We start from the raw sequence: 22082 nt of genomic DNA on the forward strand, positions 1-22082 counted from the left end.
TCTTAATCTTTAAGCAAAAATATAATCTAAGTTATCCACAGATTTTTTAAAATATAATTTCCCAAAGAATAAAAAAAGTAAAAGGCTACTATATAAGCTACCTTGCACAAGGCAAAAGGTAATGCCTATCAGTAACCTTTTTATAAAGGTATTACAGTTTTTAAATTATGTCAAGAACACTGCTAAATTCCTGTCACAGCTTTTTATATCCATTTTGTAAACCCTCTAAATCGGGAGTAAAAATACCTCCTGTTTCATTGTTGCTTTTAGCGATCTGATAATAAAAAAGTAATCTACAATAAGTTTTGTAGATTACTTTTTTGTTTTAAATTCTGCTTTTTGACTAATTACAAAAATACTCTATATGAACTTAACCTAATTAAGTATTTAAAATAATACATTAATATATCGGATCTAGTAACATTTCTTGTTACAAATTATTGTACAAATCTATTATAAAATTTAGTTACATTTTTACTATTTTTTTGTATAAATTTCTTATATATTTATTGATCTATATACTGTAAATACTATTATATATTAGGTTTCGATATTATTTATTGTTACCTATTTTGTTACTTTAATAATTACAATTCAAGTAACATTTTTAGTTACTATTTATTTAATTATTAAATTCAATTTTTATAAAAGAAGCAAAGTTTATAATCTACTAAATTTATTATGTCACATTACAAAATATAATATATAATCCTAAAAATATACTATTTTATTTTTAAAGCTCTAATAGCATTTAGAATTGCAATTACAGATACTCCAACATCTGCAAATACTGCTTCCCACATATTAGCTAGTCCAAATGCACCTAGCATTAAAACAATAGCCTTTACAATTAGTGCAAATGCAATATTCTCACCTACAATTTTTAATGTCTTACGTGCTATTTTAACTACAGTAGCTATTTTTTGAGGATTATCATCCATTAATACAATGTCAGCAGCTTCTATAGCAGCGTCTGAACCCATGCTTCCCATTGCTATCCCAATATCTGCACGTGATAAAACAGGCGCATCGTTTATTCCATCTCCAGTGAAAGCTAATTTTTGTTTAGATGGTAATTGATTTAAAAGCATCTCAACCTTTTCAACTTTGTCTGCTGGCATTAATTCTGCATAAACTACATCTATTCCTAACTTTTTAGTTACTGCCATACCAACTTCTTCTTTATCACCAGTTAACATAACAGTTTTCTTTACACCAAGTTTTTTCAATTCCTTAATTGCTAAATGTGATTCTTCCTTAATAGTATCAGAAATTACAATACTTCCAATAAACTTTCCATCTAGAGCAATATATACTATCGTTCCCATACTATTGCATTGTAAATAAAATACGTTCATATCCCTCATTAATTTATTATTACCTACAAGAATAGTATGACTATCAATATTTGCCTTTATGCCACGTCCTGATATCTCCTCTACATCTTTCACTAATTCAAGATCTAATTTCTCACCATAAGCCTCTTTAATTGATTTTGAAATTGGATGATCTGAATAACATTCTGCTAATGCAGCATATTTTAACAACGTTTCTTTACTTACACCAGCTGCATTAATCTCTGAAACTTTGAAATCCCCCTTAGTTAAAGTTCCAGTTTTATCAAACACGATAGTGTCCATTTTAGCAAGTACTTGTAAATAGTTGCTTCCTTTTACCAATATTCCAGATTTAGAAGCTGCCCCTATGCCACCAAAAAAGCTAAGTGGGACGGAAATTACTAAAGCACATGGACATGATATTACAAGAAATATGCAAGCACGTCCAATCCACTCTGACCAATTATAACCTAATATTAAAGGTGGAAATAATGCAAGAATTAAAGCTGAATAAACAACTATAGGGGTATAATATCTTGCAAATTTAGTAATGAAATTTTCAACTTCTGCCTTTTTACTGCTTGCATTTTCAACTAAATCTAATATTTTAGATACAGTGGAATCATCAAACTCTTTAGTAACTTTAACTTTTATTAATCCATTAGTATTTACACAACCACTAATAATTTCATCACCAGCATTAACTTTCCTTGGAACTGATTCTCCAGTTAATGCAGCAGTGTCAACCATTGAACTTCCTGAAACTACAATTCCATCTAATGGAATTCTCTCTCCAGCTTTAATAACAATTATATCTCCTATAGAAACATCATCTGGATCAACTTGTTCAAGCTGTCCATCTTTTTCAACATTAGCATACTCAGGACATATATTCATCAATTCTGTTATAGATTGTCTTGAACGATTAACCGCATATGCTTGGAAAAACTCTCCTATTTGATAAAACAACATAACTGCAACTGCTTCTGAATACTCTCCAATTCCAAATGCACCAAATGTAGCTACGCACATCAAAAAGTTTTCATCAAAAACTTGTCCATGTGTAATATTTAAAACAGCTTTATATATAATGTCCCATCCAATTAAAGCATATGGAATTAAAAATAAAATAGACATATAAATTTTAGGTAGACTATATGGTAGTACACTAAAATGATGAATGCATATCAATAAAATATATATGATTGCAGTTAATACAATTCGTGTAACCATTACCTTTTGCTTCTTACTCATCTCTATCCCCTACTCTAACACAATAGTACAATCAGATTCTACTTTTTTACATACAGAAACCACATTCTTCATGATTTCATCGAATCTCTCATCATCTGCATTAATTGTAAGCTTTTGTGCCATAAAACTTATACTTGCTTCATTAACACCTTCAATTTTATTAATAGCATTCTCCATCTTTGCAGCACAATTTGCACAGTCTAAATCCTTTAATTTAAATTTTTTCTTCATTCTAATCTCTCCTTCATTTTTTATTCTGCTATATTTTAAAACATAGCTTTTTATTTCCATTGTAAATTTAAATTTGCATTAATATATAGTCATTTTATTATGTTATCATGTGAACAGTCGTTCATATGAAGGGCAAAAAAAATTAGCCATTAAATTATTAAAATACTCCTCCTTTCTGTGACATAAGTTATTATCTAGTATACTAATATTATATATATTTTTCTCTTTATTGTCTGCTCCAAAAAAACAAATTTTAGCTCCATTTGGACATTTGGGTAAATAAAAAATATAATTTTAGAAATGACTATGTTTTAAAACAATATCAACATTCACTTAAAACATGATATAACTACTTTTTCTTTAACAAATAAATAGCTTGTTCTTATATAAAACATATAAGAACAAGCTATTTAGAATAAGAGTAAAGTTAATACATAACGTCTAATTAAAATCCTTAAATACTAATGCTGTAATATTATATCTTCTAAACATTTTTTTCGATACTCTAAAGGACTTATACCCATAATCTTTTTAAAAACAGCTGCAAATTTACTTTGACTTTCATATCCAACACTTAAAGCCACGTCTGCTATACTATTTTTAGTTTGTCGTAAACTTATTGCTGCATTTTTAATCCGGTATTGCTTAATATATGATGCAATTGAAGTTCCATATACTCCTTTAAAATATGTTTTTAACGTTGTAGGACTTATACAATACATTTTGGCTAATTCTTCAATTGTATATCTGCATTGTATATTTTCTGTAATAAATCTCTTTATTTGCTTAATTATTTCTACTTGATCCTTTGAATAATATTCTTTTTCTTCTTCTTCTGAAGGATCTATAATACTTAAAAATACTAAAAGCTCTAAAACTTTTAACTTAAAATAAGCCTTTTGTACTGATTCTGGCACCGAATATAACTCAGAAAATATATGTTCAATCTTATCTTTAGCTCTCATAATAAAACATTTATTATTATTACAAAATTTCTCTTTCAAACTATATATATCAATATTAACATCCTTCAAAATTTCAGGTACTTTATTAATAATTTCATTCATATATATAATAACTGAAATCCCTTTATAATGCTTAAGTGGAAATCCAATTGTATCTGCATGGTTACTCATCATATTAATAGAAAGGTCACCTTCCCCCATATATAAAGAACTACCATCAAGCAATATACATTCTCCTCTTCCTTCTTTGCAATGATTTATTTCAATTATATTATCGTATACTGGTAAATCGCATAAACAAGTTGTTGCTTCAAATTCATTGTATACTAATTCAATACCCGTAAATACTTTGTATACTGTCATTAATCCAAGACCTTCATTACAATTCATTTTATATATAGTTCTATAATCATCATTATCAAGTTTTTCAACAGAAGAAACTCTGTTTAAAAATTCATGATCTTGAACAATATCTATCCCCTGCATCATAAACTCTACTACTCAAAACTTGTTATTTATTTTTAAATATTTTAATGAGTAGCTTCTCCTTCCTCTTTTTAATTTCTTAATTTTATATTTTAAAGTTTTCTTTTCTTACATATTAATTTCTTCTATAATTAATTACTTTTATTTGTTGCTATATTTTAAACTGCATCAAGATTTGCTTTAACATTTGTTTTTGATGATAAAGATTTAAATTCAAACATCATCATACAAACAGTAATTAAAACAAGTATTCCATCATTTAAACCAATTGCCATCCAAATACCTTTAACTCCAAGCCATTTTGGTAAAATCATAATAAGAGGAATAAAAAGTATTACTTGACGTAATAGTACTACAATACTTGCTTTTTTAGCTTTTCCTAATGATTGGAATAACGTAACAACCATTATGAAAATTCCAAGGAAAATATAAGTACTAAACATAATTCTAAAATTAGATAGTCCTTGTTGAATTATATCAGGCTCTTTAATAAACAATGCTAGAACTGCTCCTGGTGCAATTTCAACTGGTAAATAAAAAACTAAAGATAATACAAGTGCACTTGCAATAAACACTAATGTCATAGTTTTTACTCTATCATATTTTCCAGCACCGTAATTAGTACCTGCAACAGGTTGGAAACCTTGACTGATTCCCCATAATGGAATAAATGAAAATGTTTGAACTCTTAAGGCAGCTCCTAATAAAATTTGAGAAGTTCCTCCACCATACTTTGAAGCACTATGAAAAATAAATGTTTGATATAATAATGTCATTACTTGCATAAGCATTGCTGAAAGTCCAACTGCAAATATTTCAGGTAAAATATTCATAGCCAATTTAATTTTATTAATTTTTAAATTTTCACTTTTTCTTATAAAATACATTAAAGTAATAACAGCTTGTATAAATTGTGAAATTATAGTAGCATAAGCTGCACCTTCAATTCCCATATTAAATTTATTAAATATACTTATTAAGATTGGATCAAGAATTATATTTAAAACAGCTCCACTACCTACAATCAGCATTGATTGTTTTAATGCTCCTTCTCCTCTCATTACCATATTAGCACTTTGAAAGAAATTTACAAATAATGAACCAATAAATATAATTTTAAGATAGCGAACAGCGCCATTTAAAATCTCACCTTCAGCACCAGTAACTGATAGTATTTGTTTTGTAAAAATAATACCAACTACAGTAATTATAAGTGATAATATAAATACAATCATTATAAGATTTCCCATAATTGAATCAATTGTTTTTTGATCTTTTTTACCAATAGCTCTTGATAATACTGATGCAGAACCAACTCCTATAAGCGTTGCAACTCCACTATTAATTAATGTGAATGGATATGAAATTGAGATAGCTCCCATCGCAGTTGAACCAATCATCTGCCCTGCAAATACTGCATCCATCAAATTATAAAGACCTACTACAAGCATACCTAAAACAGCTGGTATACTTAATGAAAGCATAAGCTTAAATGGTGATTCTGTAAGTAATTTTGTTCTATTATTCATTTTACTCTCCTTTTTATTTAACTTTTTAGCTATGTTTTAAGTGAATTTTGATATTATAGTTTTTAATTAATAACTAAGCTTTATTTGCAATTTTTAGATGCACAATTTGAGCAATTGCAATTACAAAACTTCCCTCTTTTAATATCTTTAATTTTTCTTTGTATAATCCAAATAGTGTATGACAATATTGAAAATGTTAATATTATCTTTACAAGCATTCTTTATTCTCCCTTCTATAATCAATTCGGTATATCTAAATCATAATTCCAATATGATATACAATAAATGTAATGCTCCATGCTACAGCAACTTGAAATACTGCAGACAGTGTTGTCCATTTAAAGCTTTCAGATTCTTTTTTTATAGTAGCAAGAGTAGCTACGCATGGAACATATAACAGACAAAATACCATAAGACAGTATGCATTTAATGCTCCAAACCCAGTAGAATTAAGTATACCTGTTAAAGTATTCATGCCTTCTTGTGAATTGATATTAGCTACACCAAATAATACTGCACAGCTTGAAACTACAACTTCTTTAGCTGACACTCCTGCAATCAATGCAACAGCAATTTGCCAAAATCCAAGTCCAATTGGTAAGAAAAATGGTACTATAAATTTTCCAATCGATGCACCAAAGCTAATTGATATATCACTTGAATATCCATTAATTCCAAAATTCAATATAAACCACATAATAATAGAGGCTGCAAATATTGTTGTTCCTGCTTTTGTTAAATAATCTTTCACTTTTTCCCATACATATATTGAAACTGTTCTTCCACTAGGTACTTTATACTCCGGAAGTTCTATTAATAAATTAACCTGACTTATTTTTTTATCAAATATGTGTATAACATAAGACGCCAATAATGCTACAATAATTCCTATTAAATACATTGAATAAGCAACCAAAATCGCATTTTCTTTAAAAAACATTCCTGAAAATAATATATATATTGGGAGTCTTGCACTACATGACATGAAAGGTGTAACAAGCATTGTTTTAAATCGATCACGCTTATTTTCTAATGCTCTTGATGCCATAATTGCTGGTACTGAGCACCCGAAGCCTAATATCATTGGTATAAATGCTCGTCCAGAAAGTCCGAGTTTACCCATAATATCATCCATAACAAATGCAACTCTAGACATGTAACCACTATCCTCTAAAAATGCTAAAGCTAAAAATAATATTGCTATATTAGGTAAAAATGCTAAGATTCCGCCTACCCCTGATATAATTCCATCTACAATAAGAGAAATTAGCATGTCACCAGCATTTATAGATTTTAATCCAATTGTTATAAGTCCTGAAATTAATTCAACAAAAGCTTCAAAGTATTCTTTTAAATAATCTCCTATTGTAAATGTCAAAAAGAATACTGCTGCCATTACAAGTAAAAATATTGGTATACTCAGCCACTTATTAGTAAGAATTCTATCAACTGCATCAGTAGCTGCCTCTTTCTTATTTTTATTAATTATTACCTCTTCAATAACTTCTTCAATAAAGTCATATTTTTGATTGATTATATCCGTTTCATAACTTTTATCAATTACATTTGGTAATTCTAATGGATATTTTTTCGAAACTTCTTTATCTCTTTCAAGAAGTTTAATCGCATGCCAACGGTAATTTTTAATATTATCATGATGTTTTTTTAACTCTCCTATAATAATATCTATTTTATCTTCAATGTTGTCATCATAAACCACAGTATATTCATCATGATGATTATGCTTATGTTTAGTTTCATTAGAATGGTTGTGCACCAATTTATCTGGTTTAGATTCGCTTTTATGATGTATTGCTGCATGAATCAAGACCTCAAGTCCAATTCTTTTTCTTGCTGAGACAGGAATTACAGGCGTACCAAGCATTTCTGGTAATCTGTGCAAATCAATTTCCATGCCCCTTTTTTTAACAATGTCCATCATATTAAGTGCTACAACAACAGGCTTTCCTAACTCAAGTAATTGCAACGTTAAGTATAAGTTGCGTTCTAGTGAAGAAGCATCTACTACATCGATAATAACATCTACATCATCACTTAAAATAAATTGTCTAGAAACTTGTTCTTCCATAGTATATGAAGTCAAACTATATGTTCCTGGCAAATCAATTAATTTTATTTTCATATCCTCATATTTCATAGAGCCTTCTACTTTTTCAACTGTTACACCTGGCCAATTAGCTACTTTAAGATTAGCTCCAGTATAAGCATTAAAAAGAGTTGTTTTACCACAATTAGGATTCCCAATAAAACCAATTGTTAGTTCCTTTCCCATAACATCAACCCCTAATTAAAATATTCCTTGTAATTCCTTTCCCAATAGCAAATCGTGTTCCTCGTACTTTTACTATTACTGTTCCATTACTTTTATTATTTAGAACATCAATTTTGGTTCCAGAAATCATTCCTAAAGACTCCAAACGTTTTTCTACATTCAATGGCAAATTTAACTGTTCGATAGCATACGTATTATCTATTTTTCCTTCTGCTAAATTCATAATATTACCGCCTCTACTTTCATTTATAAATTTAAAGTTATATAGATAAAATAATTAATTACCCTTAATAAAATAAATCTTTTTTGAAATTCGATAATGATAATTATTATCTCTATAATATTAGTTTAGACCATAATAATTAATTTGTACGCTCTACATTGACATTGTTTAGTCCCGTTTAGACATATATTTTCTTTAATGAAAAAATGATAAATTAAACAATCTTAGTTTTTCTCTAACCAAGAATGTTTAATTTTCTCTTTATTTTAAATAAATGTTAATATTGCAGTATAAGGGCGAACTGGCATTGGAATTTGCTTTTTAGAATTCTTAATGAAGATTTGTACAATTAATTGCTTGTCAGCAATCTTTGATTGGGAACATGCATTAATTGGACTAAGCTTTATTTTAGTGTTCTTAAAGTAAATTCCTCTGTCCATGAGCTTTATACTACAATATCAACACGTTCTTAAAACATAGTGTATTTTCTAAATATCATTAACTGTCAAAGCATTTCTATTGTTTGATTCTACTAATTGAGGTTTTCCAAGCATATCTGAAATTTCTTTCCATAATTGACAAGCTGTTAATTGATATTGCATTTGCATAGTTTGAGCTTTTTTATCTTTTATTAATTTTTCAAAATTTGATAAAGCTCTTTGAATCCCTAATGGCCATATATCTTCATAAACATTTTTGTATGTCATATCACATGTATTACTTATTAATTCAGTAACTGGGAGAGAAATATATTTATTATCTCCATACATATCTAAAACTCCATCTTCATTATGTGGCACATACATTTGTGGATTCCATAATACATCTCCATTAGAATCAGTTAAAATTAAACTACCTTCACTAGTTCCTAAAACAATCCTATGCAATAACATTCCATTATTATCTGGATCTTTTGGATCAATTTGATTTTGTACTTTTAATGTAACTGGTATCCCCTTAATCTCGCCAACTACCATACTAAAAGGTGAACTTTCCATTCCTTTTTCCACTGCATGAAGTTTCCATGGTCTAAATCCATTAAGTAATTCCCCTAAAATGTCTATCATAGGAAATAAAACTTGAATACTGCATGATGCATCAATATAAAGAGGAGTACTTTTATCTAATATTTTTTTTCCATATTTAATAAATTTGTGCACACTTGAAACATGTGGATAAAAACTATTTATTTTATATATACAATTATTCTCTCTTGCAATTTTTAATGATTTTACTAGATCATTATAGTGTACTGGATGTTCTTGCAATACGCTTATTCCTTTATTAAGTAACTGATTAGCTATATTTGATCCTTTACCGCCTACTACTGTTGAACGTACTACAACACAAGCTGCATCAAACATTGTTTTATCTATTTCTTTAATATCATTATATAAAGGAACTCCATATTCATTTGCAACTTGTTTAGATTGTTCACTTCCCTTTGATAAAATTCCTGCAATAGAAAATTGGTTTGATTTTTCAATACCCTTTAAATAAACTCGTCCAAAATTTGTACCACAAACTAATAAACGAGATAATTGTTTATTACTACACATCTTACTTTTCCTTTCAACATAAAACTATAAAATTTTAGCTAAATTCTCTGCATATGGTGATTGCATACATATTAAATGATTACCTTCAATTGGTGTGACCTTTAAATCACCAATTGCACATTGTTTCAAAAATTCCTCTGTTCCTGGCTTCATAACTGGTACAAAAGGTGAATCTTTATCAACACAACTAAGTGCATGCAAGTCTCCAACAAAAGGCATTGGCATATATCCAATAGAAGATCTATAATTTCTTCTATATATATAAAATAAAGTTGCTAATTTTTCTAATTCATTTTCTTGCAATTGACCTCCATTTGCTAAAATTGCATCTTTTAAATTATTTAATCGTGTTTCTTGTGAGATTTGTTTTTGCTTATTATAACAATCTGCTAATTCTTTCAATGAACCATCTAATGATAAAATCATATCCTCTGTAATCAACCCATTCTTTTCATTCTTTAAATTTTCTAACATATCTTTTATCATATTATTTTCTTTAACATGTCCAGCTTTTACTATGTCTGCACCTGTCATAAGCCCAAAACTTCTCTCCATTAAAATATCGCCTTCAATATTTAACACAATAGGAATAGTATCAATAGTAACTACAGGTTCAATATCTATGCCACTTTCTAAAAGTACTCTTGCTACTTCTATTGCTATTAAACCACCCATACAATATCCAATTAATTTAAAGTTCTTATATCCACTTTTTATTAAATGCTTAGCATAACGCTGTGCTATATTAATTATATGATTTTTATCATCACCTTTTAAATATAAAGGATCATTACTATAATTAAATCCCATAATTCCTTCTGTTCTATTTGGATCATTTAATAAATTTTGGATTAATGTATTAAACTGTCTAAGAGTACCAATTCCACCTGGGAAGAATACTTTCATGATTCCATTTTCTTTTGGTGCATCTGCAATAATTGTTAATGGGGACTTATTCTTATCTTTATCAGTAATACTTGAAATATTTTCTTTTTGATTTATTCGTAATTCTCTAGCAATTCCAGCAATTGTTGGAGCTTTTAAAAGAGCAATCATTAATCTATCCCATTCCCAATCCTTTGCTTCTGGAATAACTTCTTTCATTTTTGCTACAACTTGTGCGACAAGTAAAGAATCTCCTCCAATATCATAAAAATCATCATCTCTATTTATAACATTGTGATCTAAAGCTTCACACCATATTTTGGAGATATTCTTTTCAAGTAAATCTCTTGGTGGCTCCCCAACTTTGACTTCATTTATATTAAATTCATTAGCTTTTTGTTTTAATAATTTTCTGTTTACTTTTCCATTAGCAGAAAGAGGAATTTCCTTTAATACTTCAATTCTACTAGGCACCATATATTGTGGTAATTGTAATTCTAAATACTTCTTTAATTCTGGTTCTGTAACATTTCCTTGTACAAAAGCTATAATACGATAATTTATTGGAGAATCTCCTATAACTAAAGCTACTGCTGATTCAATAGAATAATGATTTTGTAAAATGCTTTCAATCTCACTTAGCTCAATTCTATGACCATGAATTTTAACCTGAGTATCTTTTCTTCCAAGAAATTCAATAGTTCCATTTGGTAAATAACGTCCTAAATCTCCTGTTTGATATAATCTTTGATTAGTCTCAGGATGATAAATAAACTTCTCTTTAGTTTGTTTTTCATCTCCTAAATATTCAATAGCAAGTCCAATTCCTCCAATGTATAAATCACCTTCTGTCCAGTCTGGACAAGGTTGAAGCCATTCATTTAAAACATAGAAACTTTGATTTGAAAGTGGTTTACCATATGGGATACTTGTAGCGTTATCTTTAACCTCATCTATTACATGATATATTGACCAAATTGCAGCTTCTGTAGCACCACCTAAACTTACAATCTCTGCTTTTTTGCAATGATTTCTGATTGCTTTAGGTAATGTTACAGGTATCCAATCTCCTGATAACATAATAAATCTTAAACCTAATTGTTGTTCATCTAAATTTCTACTTTCTAAGCAAGAAATAAACATTTGCATTTGAGCAGGTACTGAATTCCAAATAGTTACTTTTTGGTTTATTGCTATATCACACCAATGATTAGGATCTTTTTGCTTTTTAGGATCTGGAAGTATTAATGTTCCACCAGCAGTAAATATTCCAAAAATGTCGTAAACTGACAAGTCAAATGCTAAGTTTGCTAAGCCCATAATTTTATCTGATGATGTAACATTAAATTTTTCATTAATATCAATTATTGTATTCATTGCTGCCTTATGACTTACAACAACACCTTTAGGCTTTCCAGTTGTTCCTGACGTATGAATGATATATGCAGGTGAATTAGGATTTACAGAAATATTTATAAGTTCTTTGTTTAAACTTCTTTGCTCTTCTGCTGAAATAATAGTTATATCTCTTTTCCATTCAGAGTCATGTAAACTTTTATGTGTTATTAAAAATTTAACATTTGCATTTTCTAAAATACGATTTTGGCGGGCAATTGGTTGTGATGCATCAATCGGTAAATAAACTCCTCCAGTTAACAGAGTTCCTAAAACAGCTGCAATTTGCCAAACACCTTTTTCTAATACAATTCCAACAAAATCGCCCTTTTTACAGTTATTATCTATTAAACCTTGTTGAATGCTTGATACATATTCAGCTAGCTCTTTATATGTGTAACTTTTTCCTTCACTAATTAAAGCTATAGCATCAGGTCTATTCTGAACCTGTTTAAGAAATCCCTGTTGTAGTAAGCACTCATTAATAACTTTATCAGTTTTATTAACTTTTTTCCGAGTCTTCTCAGTGTAATCTGGCAATTTTACTGGCTGTGGTTCATACCATACACTTTTTTCTATAGTCATTCTTTGTATCAATTGTGTAAAAGAATTAAAAATATCTTCTATCATTCCATGTGGAAATACTCCATCACGAACATCCCAATTAATTAATATACCTCCATTAGATTGTTCAGACACTTGACAGTCAATCCATACTTGTGGAGTTTGACTGATCTTATATGTTAATTGTGCATCTCTCATAAATTCTTTACTTTTATCAATTTTATCTCCAACACCAATTGTGCTTGTATAAACTACAGGAATAATAACCTTCTTATTATGTTGCCTATTAATTTCACGAAGAACATTAATACCATTAAAAGAATTATGTCCTAAGTCTTCCCATAATTGTGTTTGTACCTTCATTGCACGTTCTGAGAAATTACTTGGATATTTTGGAGAAATTTCTAAAATATCTACTTCTGTAAAATCTCCAACTATATTATTTATTTGGTGATGTATATTAGGTCTATTTAAAATAGTGATATCAATACAAAAATTAGGCTGTTTTGACCATCTTCCAATCACTTCTGAATATGCAGCTAAAATGGTACCTGATGGTGTAATTCTATGAACTCTAGCTTGATTACATAAAAATTCCCATTGTTCTTTATTTATTGAATATTTATATTGCTTAAACACTACCTTATCTTTACTCTTCTTTTCAGTTAAAACTGGAAGTTCAGGTGACTCGGGCATTTTTTCAATTCTTTTTAACCAATACTGATAATCTTTTTCCCTATTTTTTAATTTCTGTGGTAATTTTTCTTGCTCTCTTTCAAAAAGTAAAACATCTCTAAAAGAAACCTCTAAGTTTTCTAATTCTTTGTCATTTTCATAATAGTAATGATCTAAATCATTCATAATAGTATTCATACTAATAAAATCTGAAATTAGCATATCAACAGAAAAATGTACGATACTTTCCTTTTCAGTTGTTGTTAAATACAAATCATATAATGGCCACTTATCAGTAGCATATTGTTTTTCTGATAATTCTTCTCTTATACTTTTTATTGTCTTATCAGTCTCTTCTCTATTGAGTCCTCTCATGTCATAAAATTTTAACTTTGGTAACATAACATCCCTTAAAATTTGTTGCATTCCATTTTTTAAAATAATGGATCTTAACATATCATGTCTCATAATTACCTTATGCCATGCCTTTTCTAAGCGAACTTCATCCATTACAGGCATAGTTAATTCAAAATATGCATGGCATCCGACTCCACCATATTCAAAATTACTATTTCTACCAAGTAAATAAGCTGATTGAATTTCAGTAAGTGGGAACGGTTCAAATCTATTTGATAAATCTGCTTTTAATGCAGATTTATCCTCTTTACTAAAATACTTAAGTAACTCATCCTTATTTATTCTTAATTCATTTTTATCTTGTGCATCTAAAGCACCAACAGGTGCTCTAAATCGCAATTGATTATTTTCACTCCAAAACTCTACTCCTTTTTTAGCATATTTCTCTACAATATCTTGAATCATTATAATACACCTTCCTCATAATCAATATCACTATCTTCTTGCTTATCTATTGAAAGCTCTCTAATTTTTTCTGCAAGTAAAGCTATTGTAGGAGCAATAAATAATGTTTGTATTGCTAAATCATCTGTAGATATCCCACGTGCTTTTAATTCACTAACAATTTTTACAGCTTTAAGGCTATCTCCACCACATAAGAAAAAGTCTTCATTTCTTGATATTTTTGTAACACCAATAACTTCTTCCCATACTTTTGAAATATCTCTTTCTAATTCATCCTTAGGTTCTTCATAATTATCATTCTTTAATGTATATTTTTGTTGAGAAGAAAGAATTTCTCTTAATGCTTTATGATCAACTTTTCCATTAATATTTAATGGGAACTTGTCCATAATAATAATTTTATTTGGAACAAGATATTCTGGTAATTTCTTTTGTAAATATTCATGTAATATCTCAACATTTGTTTCTACATTGTCTTGTAATAATACTGCTGCTCCTAAACCGTTTTTGTCCTTTTCAACAATAACAACAGCATTTTTTACATCTTTATGAATTTGTAATACATTTTCAATTTCACCAAGCTCAATTCTATGACCTCTAATTTTTACTTGAGAATCTTCACGTCCTAAAAATTCAATATTTCCATCTGGCCAATATTTACCCAAATCTCCTGTGTAATAAAGACGTTCTCCTGTATATGGATGAATAATAAATCTTTCTTCTGTACGTTTTAAATCATTCCAATAACCTCTTGCTAAACCTCTGCCTGCAATATATAATCTGCCTGGAACCCAAATTGGGCAATCCTTCATTTCATTATCTAAAATATAGAACTTTTGATTAGATAATGGTTTTCCATATGGAATACTTCTCCAGTTTTTATCAATATCTTTTATTTCAAAATAGTTTGACCAAATTGAAGCTTCTGTAGCCCCACCCATGCTTATAACTCTAACATTTTGTGAATGCTTCTTTATGCTATTTGGTAACTCTAATGGTATCCAGTCACCACTCATAATTACTAATTTTAAAGATAGTGAATTTTCTGGTTTACCTGAAAGATATTCCATAAACATTTGCATAAATGCTGGTACACTGTTCCATACTGTGATATCATACTTATTTATTAATTTTAACCAATGAGAAGGTTCTTTAATTTCCTTTGAATTAGGTATCACAATTTGACCTCCAGCAATTAAAAGTCCAAATACATCATATACTGATAAATCAAAGTTTAAGTTAGATAAAGCAATACATTTATCATTTTTTCCAATATTAAAACGTTCGTTAACATCAACAATTGTATTAACAGCACCTTGATGCTCAATCATTACTCCTTTAGGAACCCCTGTTGAACCAGATGTGTATATAACATATGCCAAATCTTGTGATTTTGCTTTACTAGTAAAATCTGTAGTATTCATTTGCTCATAATTTAATTTATCTATACATACCCTTTTAACATTCATTGGCCATTCAATCTTTTTATCTATCCAAGATTGTGTTAATACAACTTTAACATTTGCATTTTTTAATAAGAATTTAATTCGTTCATCTGGATTTTCTGGATCAATCGGTAAATATGCTGCTCCTGATTTTAATACTGCTGTTGCAGCTGGTATCTGCTCCCAACCTTTTTCCATTACAATAGCCACTAAATTATCAGTTTCAATACCATCATCTATTAACATATGTGCAATACCATTAGTGTATTTAAACAAGTCATAATATGATATTTGCTTTTCAGATGATATAATGGCATTTCTATCTGAATTTTCTTTGAATGATCTTTCTAACAATGATATTAGTGTTTCATTAGAAACATTTTTTTCTGTATTGTTTGCTTTTATTCTACTTTCAAGTCTTGGTGTATTTACAAGATTTTTTGTTTGTTTATTCCAAAACTCTTCTCTTTCAGCTAAACTATTTAGTAATTCAATATAAGCACTAAACATATCATCTAACATTCCATCTGGGAATATCTCTCTTACTGCATCCCATGTTAATACTAATTCACCATCTTGTTCAGTAACTTGATGATCAATCCATACTTGTGGAGTTTGTGAAAGCCCATAAACCATTTTTCCAAGATATTCATCATCATCATGTCCTTTTTTGATTCCAAGACCACTAGTGAATACAATTGGCATTATTACTTCTTGTTGCTTATTGTAATTTTTACTTAACTCTCTTTCTAATTCCACCCCACTATAATATGGATGTCCTAAATCTTGCCATAATTGTTTTTGTAAGTTTTTACATCTTTCCATAAACGAAGTTCCATTTGTGTTATCTACAGATAATAATGTTAAAGATGTAAAGTCCCCTACAACATCCATAATTTGATCATGGATAGGTAATCTATTAAATCTTGTTAAGTTAATTGTAAATTTAGAAGCTTTACTCCATTTACCAAGAATTTCTGCATATGCTGTAAGTAAAAATCCTGAAGCAGTAAGCCCATTTTTAGCTGCTATACTTTTTAATGATTTCCATTTTTCTTCTTTTAATTTTGTTTCAAATCTTACAAAATGTTGTGATGAAAGAGATTTTGAGTTTTGAACGACTGGCAAATTTGGTGCTGGGGCTATTTCTTTTAGTCTGTTTTTCCAATATGCCTCATCTCTTTTATATAAGTCTGTTTCTTTAATTTTTTCATATGCTAAAACGTAATCTCTAAAAGATAACTCTAATGGTGGTAATTCTAAATTTTCATTGTCATATAATTTTTTCCATTCTCTCAAAATATAGAACATGCTCCAACCATCAAAAATAATATTATCAAAGCTAATATGCAATCTTACATCTGAATTTGGAAGAGTTGATATCCTTACATCAAATAAGAATAAGCAATCTGTATTAAATGTTTGATGTGACATTTCATTACGTATTTTTTCTATTTCAATTGATGCTTTCGAATCTTTTAAATACCTTAAATTGTATTCTTTGATTTCATATTCTTTCACATTCTTAAATATCCTTTGATTTTGTCCATCAGGTAAGAATACAGCACGCATCATTCCATGTCTTTTTATTAACTTTTGCCATGCAAATTTTAATTTTTCTACATCGACATTCTTACAATTCATCTCAAAATAACAATGTGTAGAAACATCTCCTAATGCAAATCCACCATTTCTACCAATCCAATATGATTGTTGTACATCAGTTAATGGGAATGGTTCATACCAGTTATCTTTATCTGGAATAACCTTAGGTAATTGATCTAATGTTAAGTTTTTTACTTCTTGATCTTCTAATAATGAAGCAATATAAATTACTTGCTCTGAGAAAATTGGTTTTTCAAAAATTGTTTCTAATGGTACATTAATCTTAAATTCTTTATTAACTATAGAATTTAATTGAGTAGCTAGTAATGAATCTCCTCCTAGTTCAAAATAATTATCATTCATTCCAACTTTATCTACCTTAAGTACCTCTTTCCAAATTTTAGCTAATAAAATTTCTAATGAAGTAGATGGTGCAATATATGTTTCACTAGTACTATCTTTTAAAGATATATTAGGCACTGGTAATAACTTTCTATTAATTTTTCCATTTGCTGATAATGGAAGTTCATTCATAATCATAAATGATGTAGGAATCATATATGATGGCAACATATCTTCTAAAAATCCTTTAATACCCTCTGAATTAAATGTTTCAATTGTTAATGGTGACATAGCAATCATTACACTTTGATTGTAAATTTCATTCTTTAAACCTTGGCCTGATATTTTTGCACTCTTTATAAATCCATTTTTATCTAAAGTTTCAATCCATTTATTAGCTGTCAATAAAGGTAATTTTGTTTCTCTTCTACTATCATCAAAATTTATAAAACCTTTTTCTAATATTCCAGTACTTACTTGTTGCATTATAGTATTAGTTGTTGCTTCAACTAAAAGTAATATTCCTCCTGCCTTTAGTAAGTTTTGAGTATATTTAAGAGATTTATTAAGATTTTGACTACGATGAAGCGAATTAAATGAAATTACAATATCATAATTATGAAGAGCAATATCTTGAACAATTGGGTCATCATTAATATCAAATTGTTTGAATTCCACATTTGAATAATTGCTTAATTCAGTTTTTGCAGAATTAATATAAAATACTGAAGAATCTGAGCAAGTATATTCTAAGTTACTTTCTGAAAAATATTTAAGTAAAGTTTTTGTATCTTCAATACTTCTTGCACCTATTTCAAGTATCTTAATAGGTTCATTATCTTTCTTATTTTTATTTAAATATTCAATAGTTTGTCTTATTAATTCATTTTTATAAGTTTCTCCTGGAAGACTTCTCATATACTGAGCAGGTGATATATAATCTTTTGAAAGAAGTAGTTGTGTCGTATCCATTGTTCCAGTTAATAATTTTTTACTATTTTCCTCAAATGGCTTCAAAAATCTAATAAGATTATGTAACACATCTTTAAATTCTGAATTATTCTCAATTATTTCTAATTCATTTGTTACACCTACTGATAATGATTGTATATTCATATATGTTGCATCTGATAACTTCTTAATCATTCCTCTATTTACAAGAGTATCAATCCATTGCATAATTAATACTTTGTAAGATTCATCTATACATCCTTTTTCCATTAAATTATCAATAGAATAAATTTTGTTAGTTTCATATGCAATTTTTAATTTATTAAAAATCCTACAAATATAAATAACACTTATATCGTCAATACATTTGTTTAATATAGGATATTTTTCTTTTTCTGCTACATCCTCAAAATTTAATGCTTGTATATTTTTATAAGACTTATTTATTCCTATCCACTTATTTTCCATTTCATTACTATCAATTTCTTTTTTGCTAAATAAGCTTTCAGGATAACCTTCTTCTGGTACAATATATCCTACTAAATGTTTGTTTCCCTTTGCATCACCAACAGCTGATACTACAGAATTATCTATTCCTGAATATTTTTTCATAGCAGATTCTATTTCACCTAACTCAATACGATGTCCACGAACTTTTACTTGAAAATCTCTTCTTCCTAAAAACTCTATATTTCCATCTGGTAAGTAACGTCCCATATCACCAGTTCTATACCAAATATTTTTATTCCAAGTAACAAAACTTTTCTCTGTTATCTTTGGATCTCCAATGTATCCTTTAGCAACACCAGCTCCACCAATCCATAATTCTCCTGGAACTAAATTGGGGCAATCATACCCTTTATCATCAACAATTCTATAGTACTGATTGGTTAAAGGTTTTCCATATGGTATTGATTTCCACTCGTATGGTATTGGTAATGTAACATCAAAATAATTAGACCAAATAGAAGCTTCTGTAGCTCCACCCATAGCAACTAACTGTGAGTTTTCTGCAATATTTTTAAGCCTCATAGGAATATCTAAACCAATCCAATCACCAGATAACATTACAACCCTAAGTGATGGTATATTCACTTCATTACTTTCTGCTACAATTAAAAGCATATTTAATAAAGTCGGAACAGAATTCCATAATGTAATTCCAACATTATTTACAATATCTAACCAAGCAGCTGCATCTCTATTAATATCTTCTTTTATTAATACTAAACTACCACCTGCGCTTAAAACTCCAAATATATCATATACAGAAAGGTCAAAATCGTATGATGAAACAGCTAAAATCTTATCATTTTCATTAACATTATAACGATTATTAATATCAATAATTGTATTTACTGCTGCTGAGTGAGCAATCTCTACACCCTTTGGTTCTCCAGTTGATCCAGAAGTAAATATGATATAAGCTGAATTGCTATCTTTATAATCTACTATTTCAGAAAGTGGTTCAATATTATTCGCTTCTGATATATTTATTACTTTTATATCTGAAGGCCATTCTAAATTGTTAAGAAAATTTCCATCTGTAATAGAATATCTTATATTAGCCTTCTTATAGATTGATTTACGTCTTTCTAATGGTTGTTTTACATTAATAGGAATATAACATGCTCCAATTGCTAAAATTCCTAAAATTGCAGCAACTTGATTAACTCCTCTAGGTAAAGAAATTGCTACTAAATCCTTTTCTGAAACACCTTCTTTTTGAAGATATGCTGCAACCTTTAAAGCTTTTGTAGATAACTCTTCATAAGTGTATTTTAAGCCATCATTTTGATCAATAAGAGCAATATTAGATTTATTCTTTTTAGATTGTTCAAAGAAAGATGAGTGTAATAACTTATTTGAATTATTATTTAAAACCTTAATATCTTCTATACCTCTTACTTTTGGTAGTTCTTCTAATACATCATATGTATTATTCCAATTATCTTCAGTAAGTAATGATTTAATTAAATTAACATAAGAATTAAACATTTTATCTGGCATACCATCATAAAATAAAGAATCTATAACATCCCATGAAAGATGTAATCCGCCCTCTAATTCGAATACTTGAAAATCAATCCACACTTGTGGAGTTTGAGAAATCATATAATTAAGCTTACCAAATGTTTTAGTAAATTCTTCACTTATAAGTTGATTACCATAATTACAAGAGAAAACAACTGGAGCAATATTCTTTTCACCTGGATGAATTTTTGATAAATCTCTTATTACTTTTACTCCTGAATAAGCACTATGAGCTATATCATTATGAAATTGACTTTCAACTGTTTTTAATCTCTCTAAAAATGTGCATTTATTATTACAATCTGCATTAAATAATAAAACATTAGTAAAATCAGCTACTGCATCATCTACTCCTTCTTCACTTGTTTCACGATCAAAAATTGGTACGTTAATCAAGAATTCTGAATTTGAGCTCCATCTATCAAGTATTTCAATATAAGCTGTTAAAAGAACCATTGCAGGAGTAGTTTGATTTTTAGCTGCTTTTCTTTTAAGTTCATTCCATTGTTTATTATCAAGTAAATATTTTTTTCTATTAAAATGTGGTGACTTAATATTTTCTATTTGAACTGCTAATGGTAATTCTGGTGCTAGTGGCAATTTATTTATCTTTTCTTGCCAATATTGTTTTGACGATTCTAAATCCTTCTTCTTTATCGATTTTTCTTTATTTAAATATGATGCAAAATTCCAGTTTTCTTTAACTTTTGGCTTACTTCCATTAACATATAAAGATGCTAAGTCCCTAAAAATAATTTGTAAACTTTGCATATCCGCAACTAATAAATCTATATCAAAATGTAACATTATTTTGTTGTTGTTAAGAATACTTACTCCTAACTCTGCTACTTGTCCACTTTCTATATTTAACATCCTATGTGATAAATTTTTACGAATATTTTCAAGTTCATTAGGAATATTTTTTTTACCTTGTAAGTGATATATTTTTAACTTATTTGAATAGGGATTTTCAAGAATTTCTTGCATTCCATTAGGTAAAAACCTTGCTCTAAGCATTGAATGATGTTTTTGTAAAAGATACCAAGCTTCTTCTAATCTTTTAATATTTATATCTTGACTTTCAAATTCAAAATATGCATGACATCCATTTCCTCCTAGAACTTGATCACTTCTTCGTCCAATCCAATAAGCATATTGAACATCTGTAAGTTCAAAAGGACCTTCTATATCTTTAACACTATTAACTGTTTCTTCTTGTACGTCTTTCTTATATTCAAAGTTTAATAATTCCCACCATTTTGATACATATGGATAAGAAATCATTTGAGAAAAAGAAATTTTATATCCTTGTCTCCTCCAATTATTTGCTAATCTCATCATTTGTAGTGATGTTAATCCTAATTCCAATAGGTTCCTTTCTTTATCTAAATCTTTATCAAAAGGCACAAACTCACAAATTTGTTTGCAAAACAATTCATAATCTATTTTTTTTATATTTTCCATTAATCTATTTCTCCTTTCATATC

At 28.5% G+C, this 22082-nt stretch carries 10 protein-coding genes; all 10 read right to left on the reverse strand.

Going from position 1 to position 22082, the window contains the following annotated elements; genetic code table 11:
* Positions 1 to 722 precede the first annotated feature (722 nt).
* The 10 genes from ACYUET_RS07090 to ACYUET_RS07135 all read right to left on the reverse strand — a co-directional run bounded on the left by ACYUET_RS07090 (position 723) and on the right by ACYUET_RS07135 (position 22059).
* Positions 723 to 2591, reverse strand: coding sequence for a heavy metal translocating P-type ATPase (locus ACYUET_RS07090; RefSeq protein ID WP_460278610.1), 1869 nt, complete (start codon positions 2589 to 2591; stop codon positions 723 to 725).
* Positions 2592 to 2600: 9 nt separating this feature from the next.
* Entirely contained in the window at positions 2601 to 2822 is a 222-nt protein-coding gene (locus ACYUET_RS07095; protein ID WP_252213985.1) for a cation transporter, read from the reverse strand.
* Positions 2823 to 3283: 461 nt separating this feature from the next.
* Positions 3284 to 4276: a helix-turn-helix domain-containing protein gene (locus ACYUET_RS07100; protein ID WP_460278611.1), complete on the reverse strand. Its 993-nt coding sequence runs from the start codon at positions 4274 to 4276 to the stop codon at positions 3284 to 3286.
* Between the two features lie 155 nt (positions 4277 to 4431).
* The gene (locus ACYUET_RS07105) at positions 4432 to 5802 is read right to left on the reverse strand and encodes an MATE family efflux transporter (protein ID WP_460278612.1); all 1371 of its coding nucleotides are present in this window, start codon (positions 5800 to 5802) and stop codon (positions 4432 to 4434) included.
* Positions 5803 to 5882: 80 nt separating this feature from the next.
* Complete coding sequence (locus tag ACYUET_RS07110; protein ID WP_460278613.1) at positions 5883 to 6020, reverse strand: FeoB-associated Cys-rich membrane protein; 138 nt, start codon at positions 6018 to 6020, stop codon at positions 5883 to 5885.
* Between the two features lie 35 nt (positions 6021 to 6055).
* Positions 6056 to 8095 (reverse strand): ferrous iron transport protein B, encoded by a 2040-nt coding sequence (gene feoB, locus ACYUET_RS07115; protein WP_460278614.1) that lies wholly within the window; start codon positions 8093 to 8095, stop codon positions 6056 to 6058.
* Between the two features lie 4 nt (positions 8096 to 8099).
* On the reverse strand, positions 8100 to 8318 hold the full coding sequence (locus ACYUET_RS07120) for a FeoA family protein (RefSeq protein ID WP_460278615.1): 219 nt from the start codon (positions 8316 to 8318) through the stop codon (positions 8100 to 8102).
* Between the two features lie 488 nt (positions 8319 to 8806).
* Positions 8807 to 9877: a Gfo/Idh/MocA family oxidoreductase gene (locus tag ACYUET_RS07125; protein WP_460278616.1), complete on the reverse strand. Its 1071-nt coding sequence runs from the start codon at positions 9875 to 9877 to the stop codon at positions 8807 to 8809.
* Positions 9878 to 9901: 24 nt separating this feature from the next.
* Positions 9902 to 14218, reverse strand: coding sequence for an amino acid adenylation domain-containing protein (locus tag ACYUET_RS07130; protein WP_460278617.1), 4317 nt, complete (start codon positions 14216 to 14218; stop codon positions 9902 to 9904).
* The gene (locus tag ACYUET_RS07135; RefSeq protein WP_460278618.1) at positions 14218 to 22059 is read right to left on the reverse strand and encodes an amino acid adenylation domain-containing protein; all 7842 of its coding nucleotides are present in this window, start codon (positions 22057 to 22059) and stop codon (positions 14218 to 14220) included. Before ACYUET_RS07135 ends, ACYUET_RS07130 begins: the two co-directional genes overlap by 1 nt.
* Between the last annotated feature and the right edge of the window lie 23 nt (positions 22060 to 22082).

It is taken from the genome of Clostridium sp. CTA-5 (genome assembly GCF_054768135.1).

Coding starts and splice junctions, on each gene's coding strand:
- ACYUET_RS07130 (WP_460278617.1), bottom strand. CDS start 14,218: ATGATTCAAGATATTGTAGAGAAATATGCTAAAAAAGGAGTAGAGTTT.
- ACYUET_RS07120 (WP_460278615.1), bottom strand. CDS start 8,318: ATGAATTTAGCAGAAGGAAAAATAGATAATACGTATGCTATCGAACAG.
- ACYUET_RS07125 (WP_460278616.1), bottom strand. CDS start 9,877: ATGTGTAGTAATAAACAATTATCTCGTTTATTAGTTTGTGGTACAAAT.
- ACYUET_RS07135 (WP_460278618.1), bottom strand. CDS start 22,059: ATGGAAAATATAAAAAAAATAGATTATGAATTGTTTTGCAAACAAATT.
- feoB (WP_460278614.1), bottom strand. CDS start 8,095: ATGGGAAAGGAACTAACAATTGGTTTTATTGGGAATCCTAATTGTGGT.
- ACYUET_RS07110 (WP_460278613.1), bottom strand. CDS start 6,020: ATGCTTGTAAAGATAATATTAACATTTTCAATATTGTCATACACTATT.
- ACYUET_RS07100 (WP_460278611.1), bottom strand. CDS start 4,276: ATGATGCAGGGGATAGATATTGTTCAAGATCATGAATTTTTAAACAGA.
- ACYUET_RS07105 (WP_460278612.1), bottom strand. CDS start 5,802: ATGAATAATAGAACAAAATTACTTACAGAATCACCATTTAAGCTTATG.
- ACYUET_RS07095 (WP_252213985.1), bottom strand. CDS start 2,822: ATGAAGAAAAAATTTAAATTAAAGGATTTAGACTGTGCAAATTGTGCT.
- ACYUET_RS07090 (WP_460278610.1), bottom strand. CDS start 2,591: ATGAGTAAGAAGCAAAAGGTAATGGTTACACGAATTGTATTAACTGCA.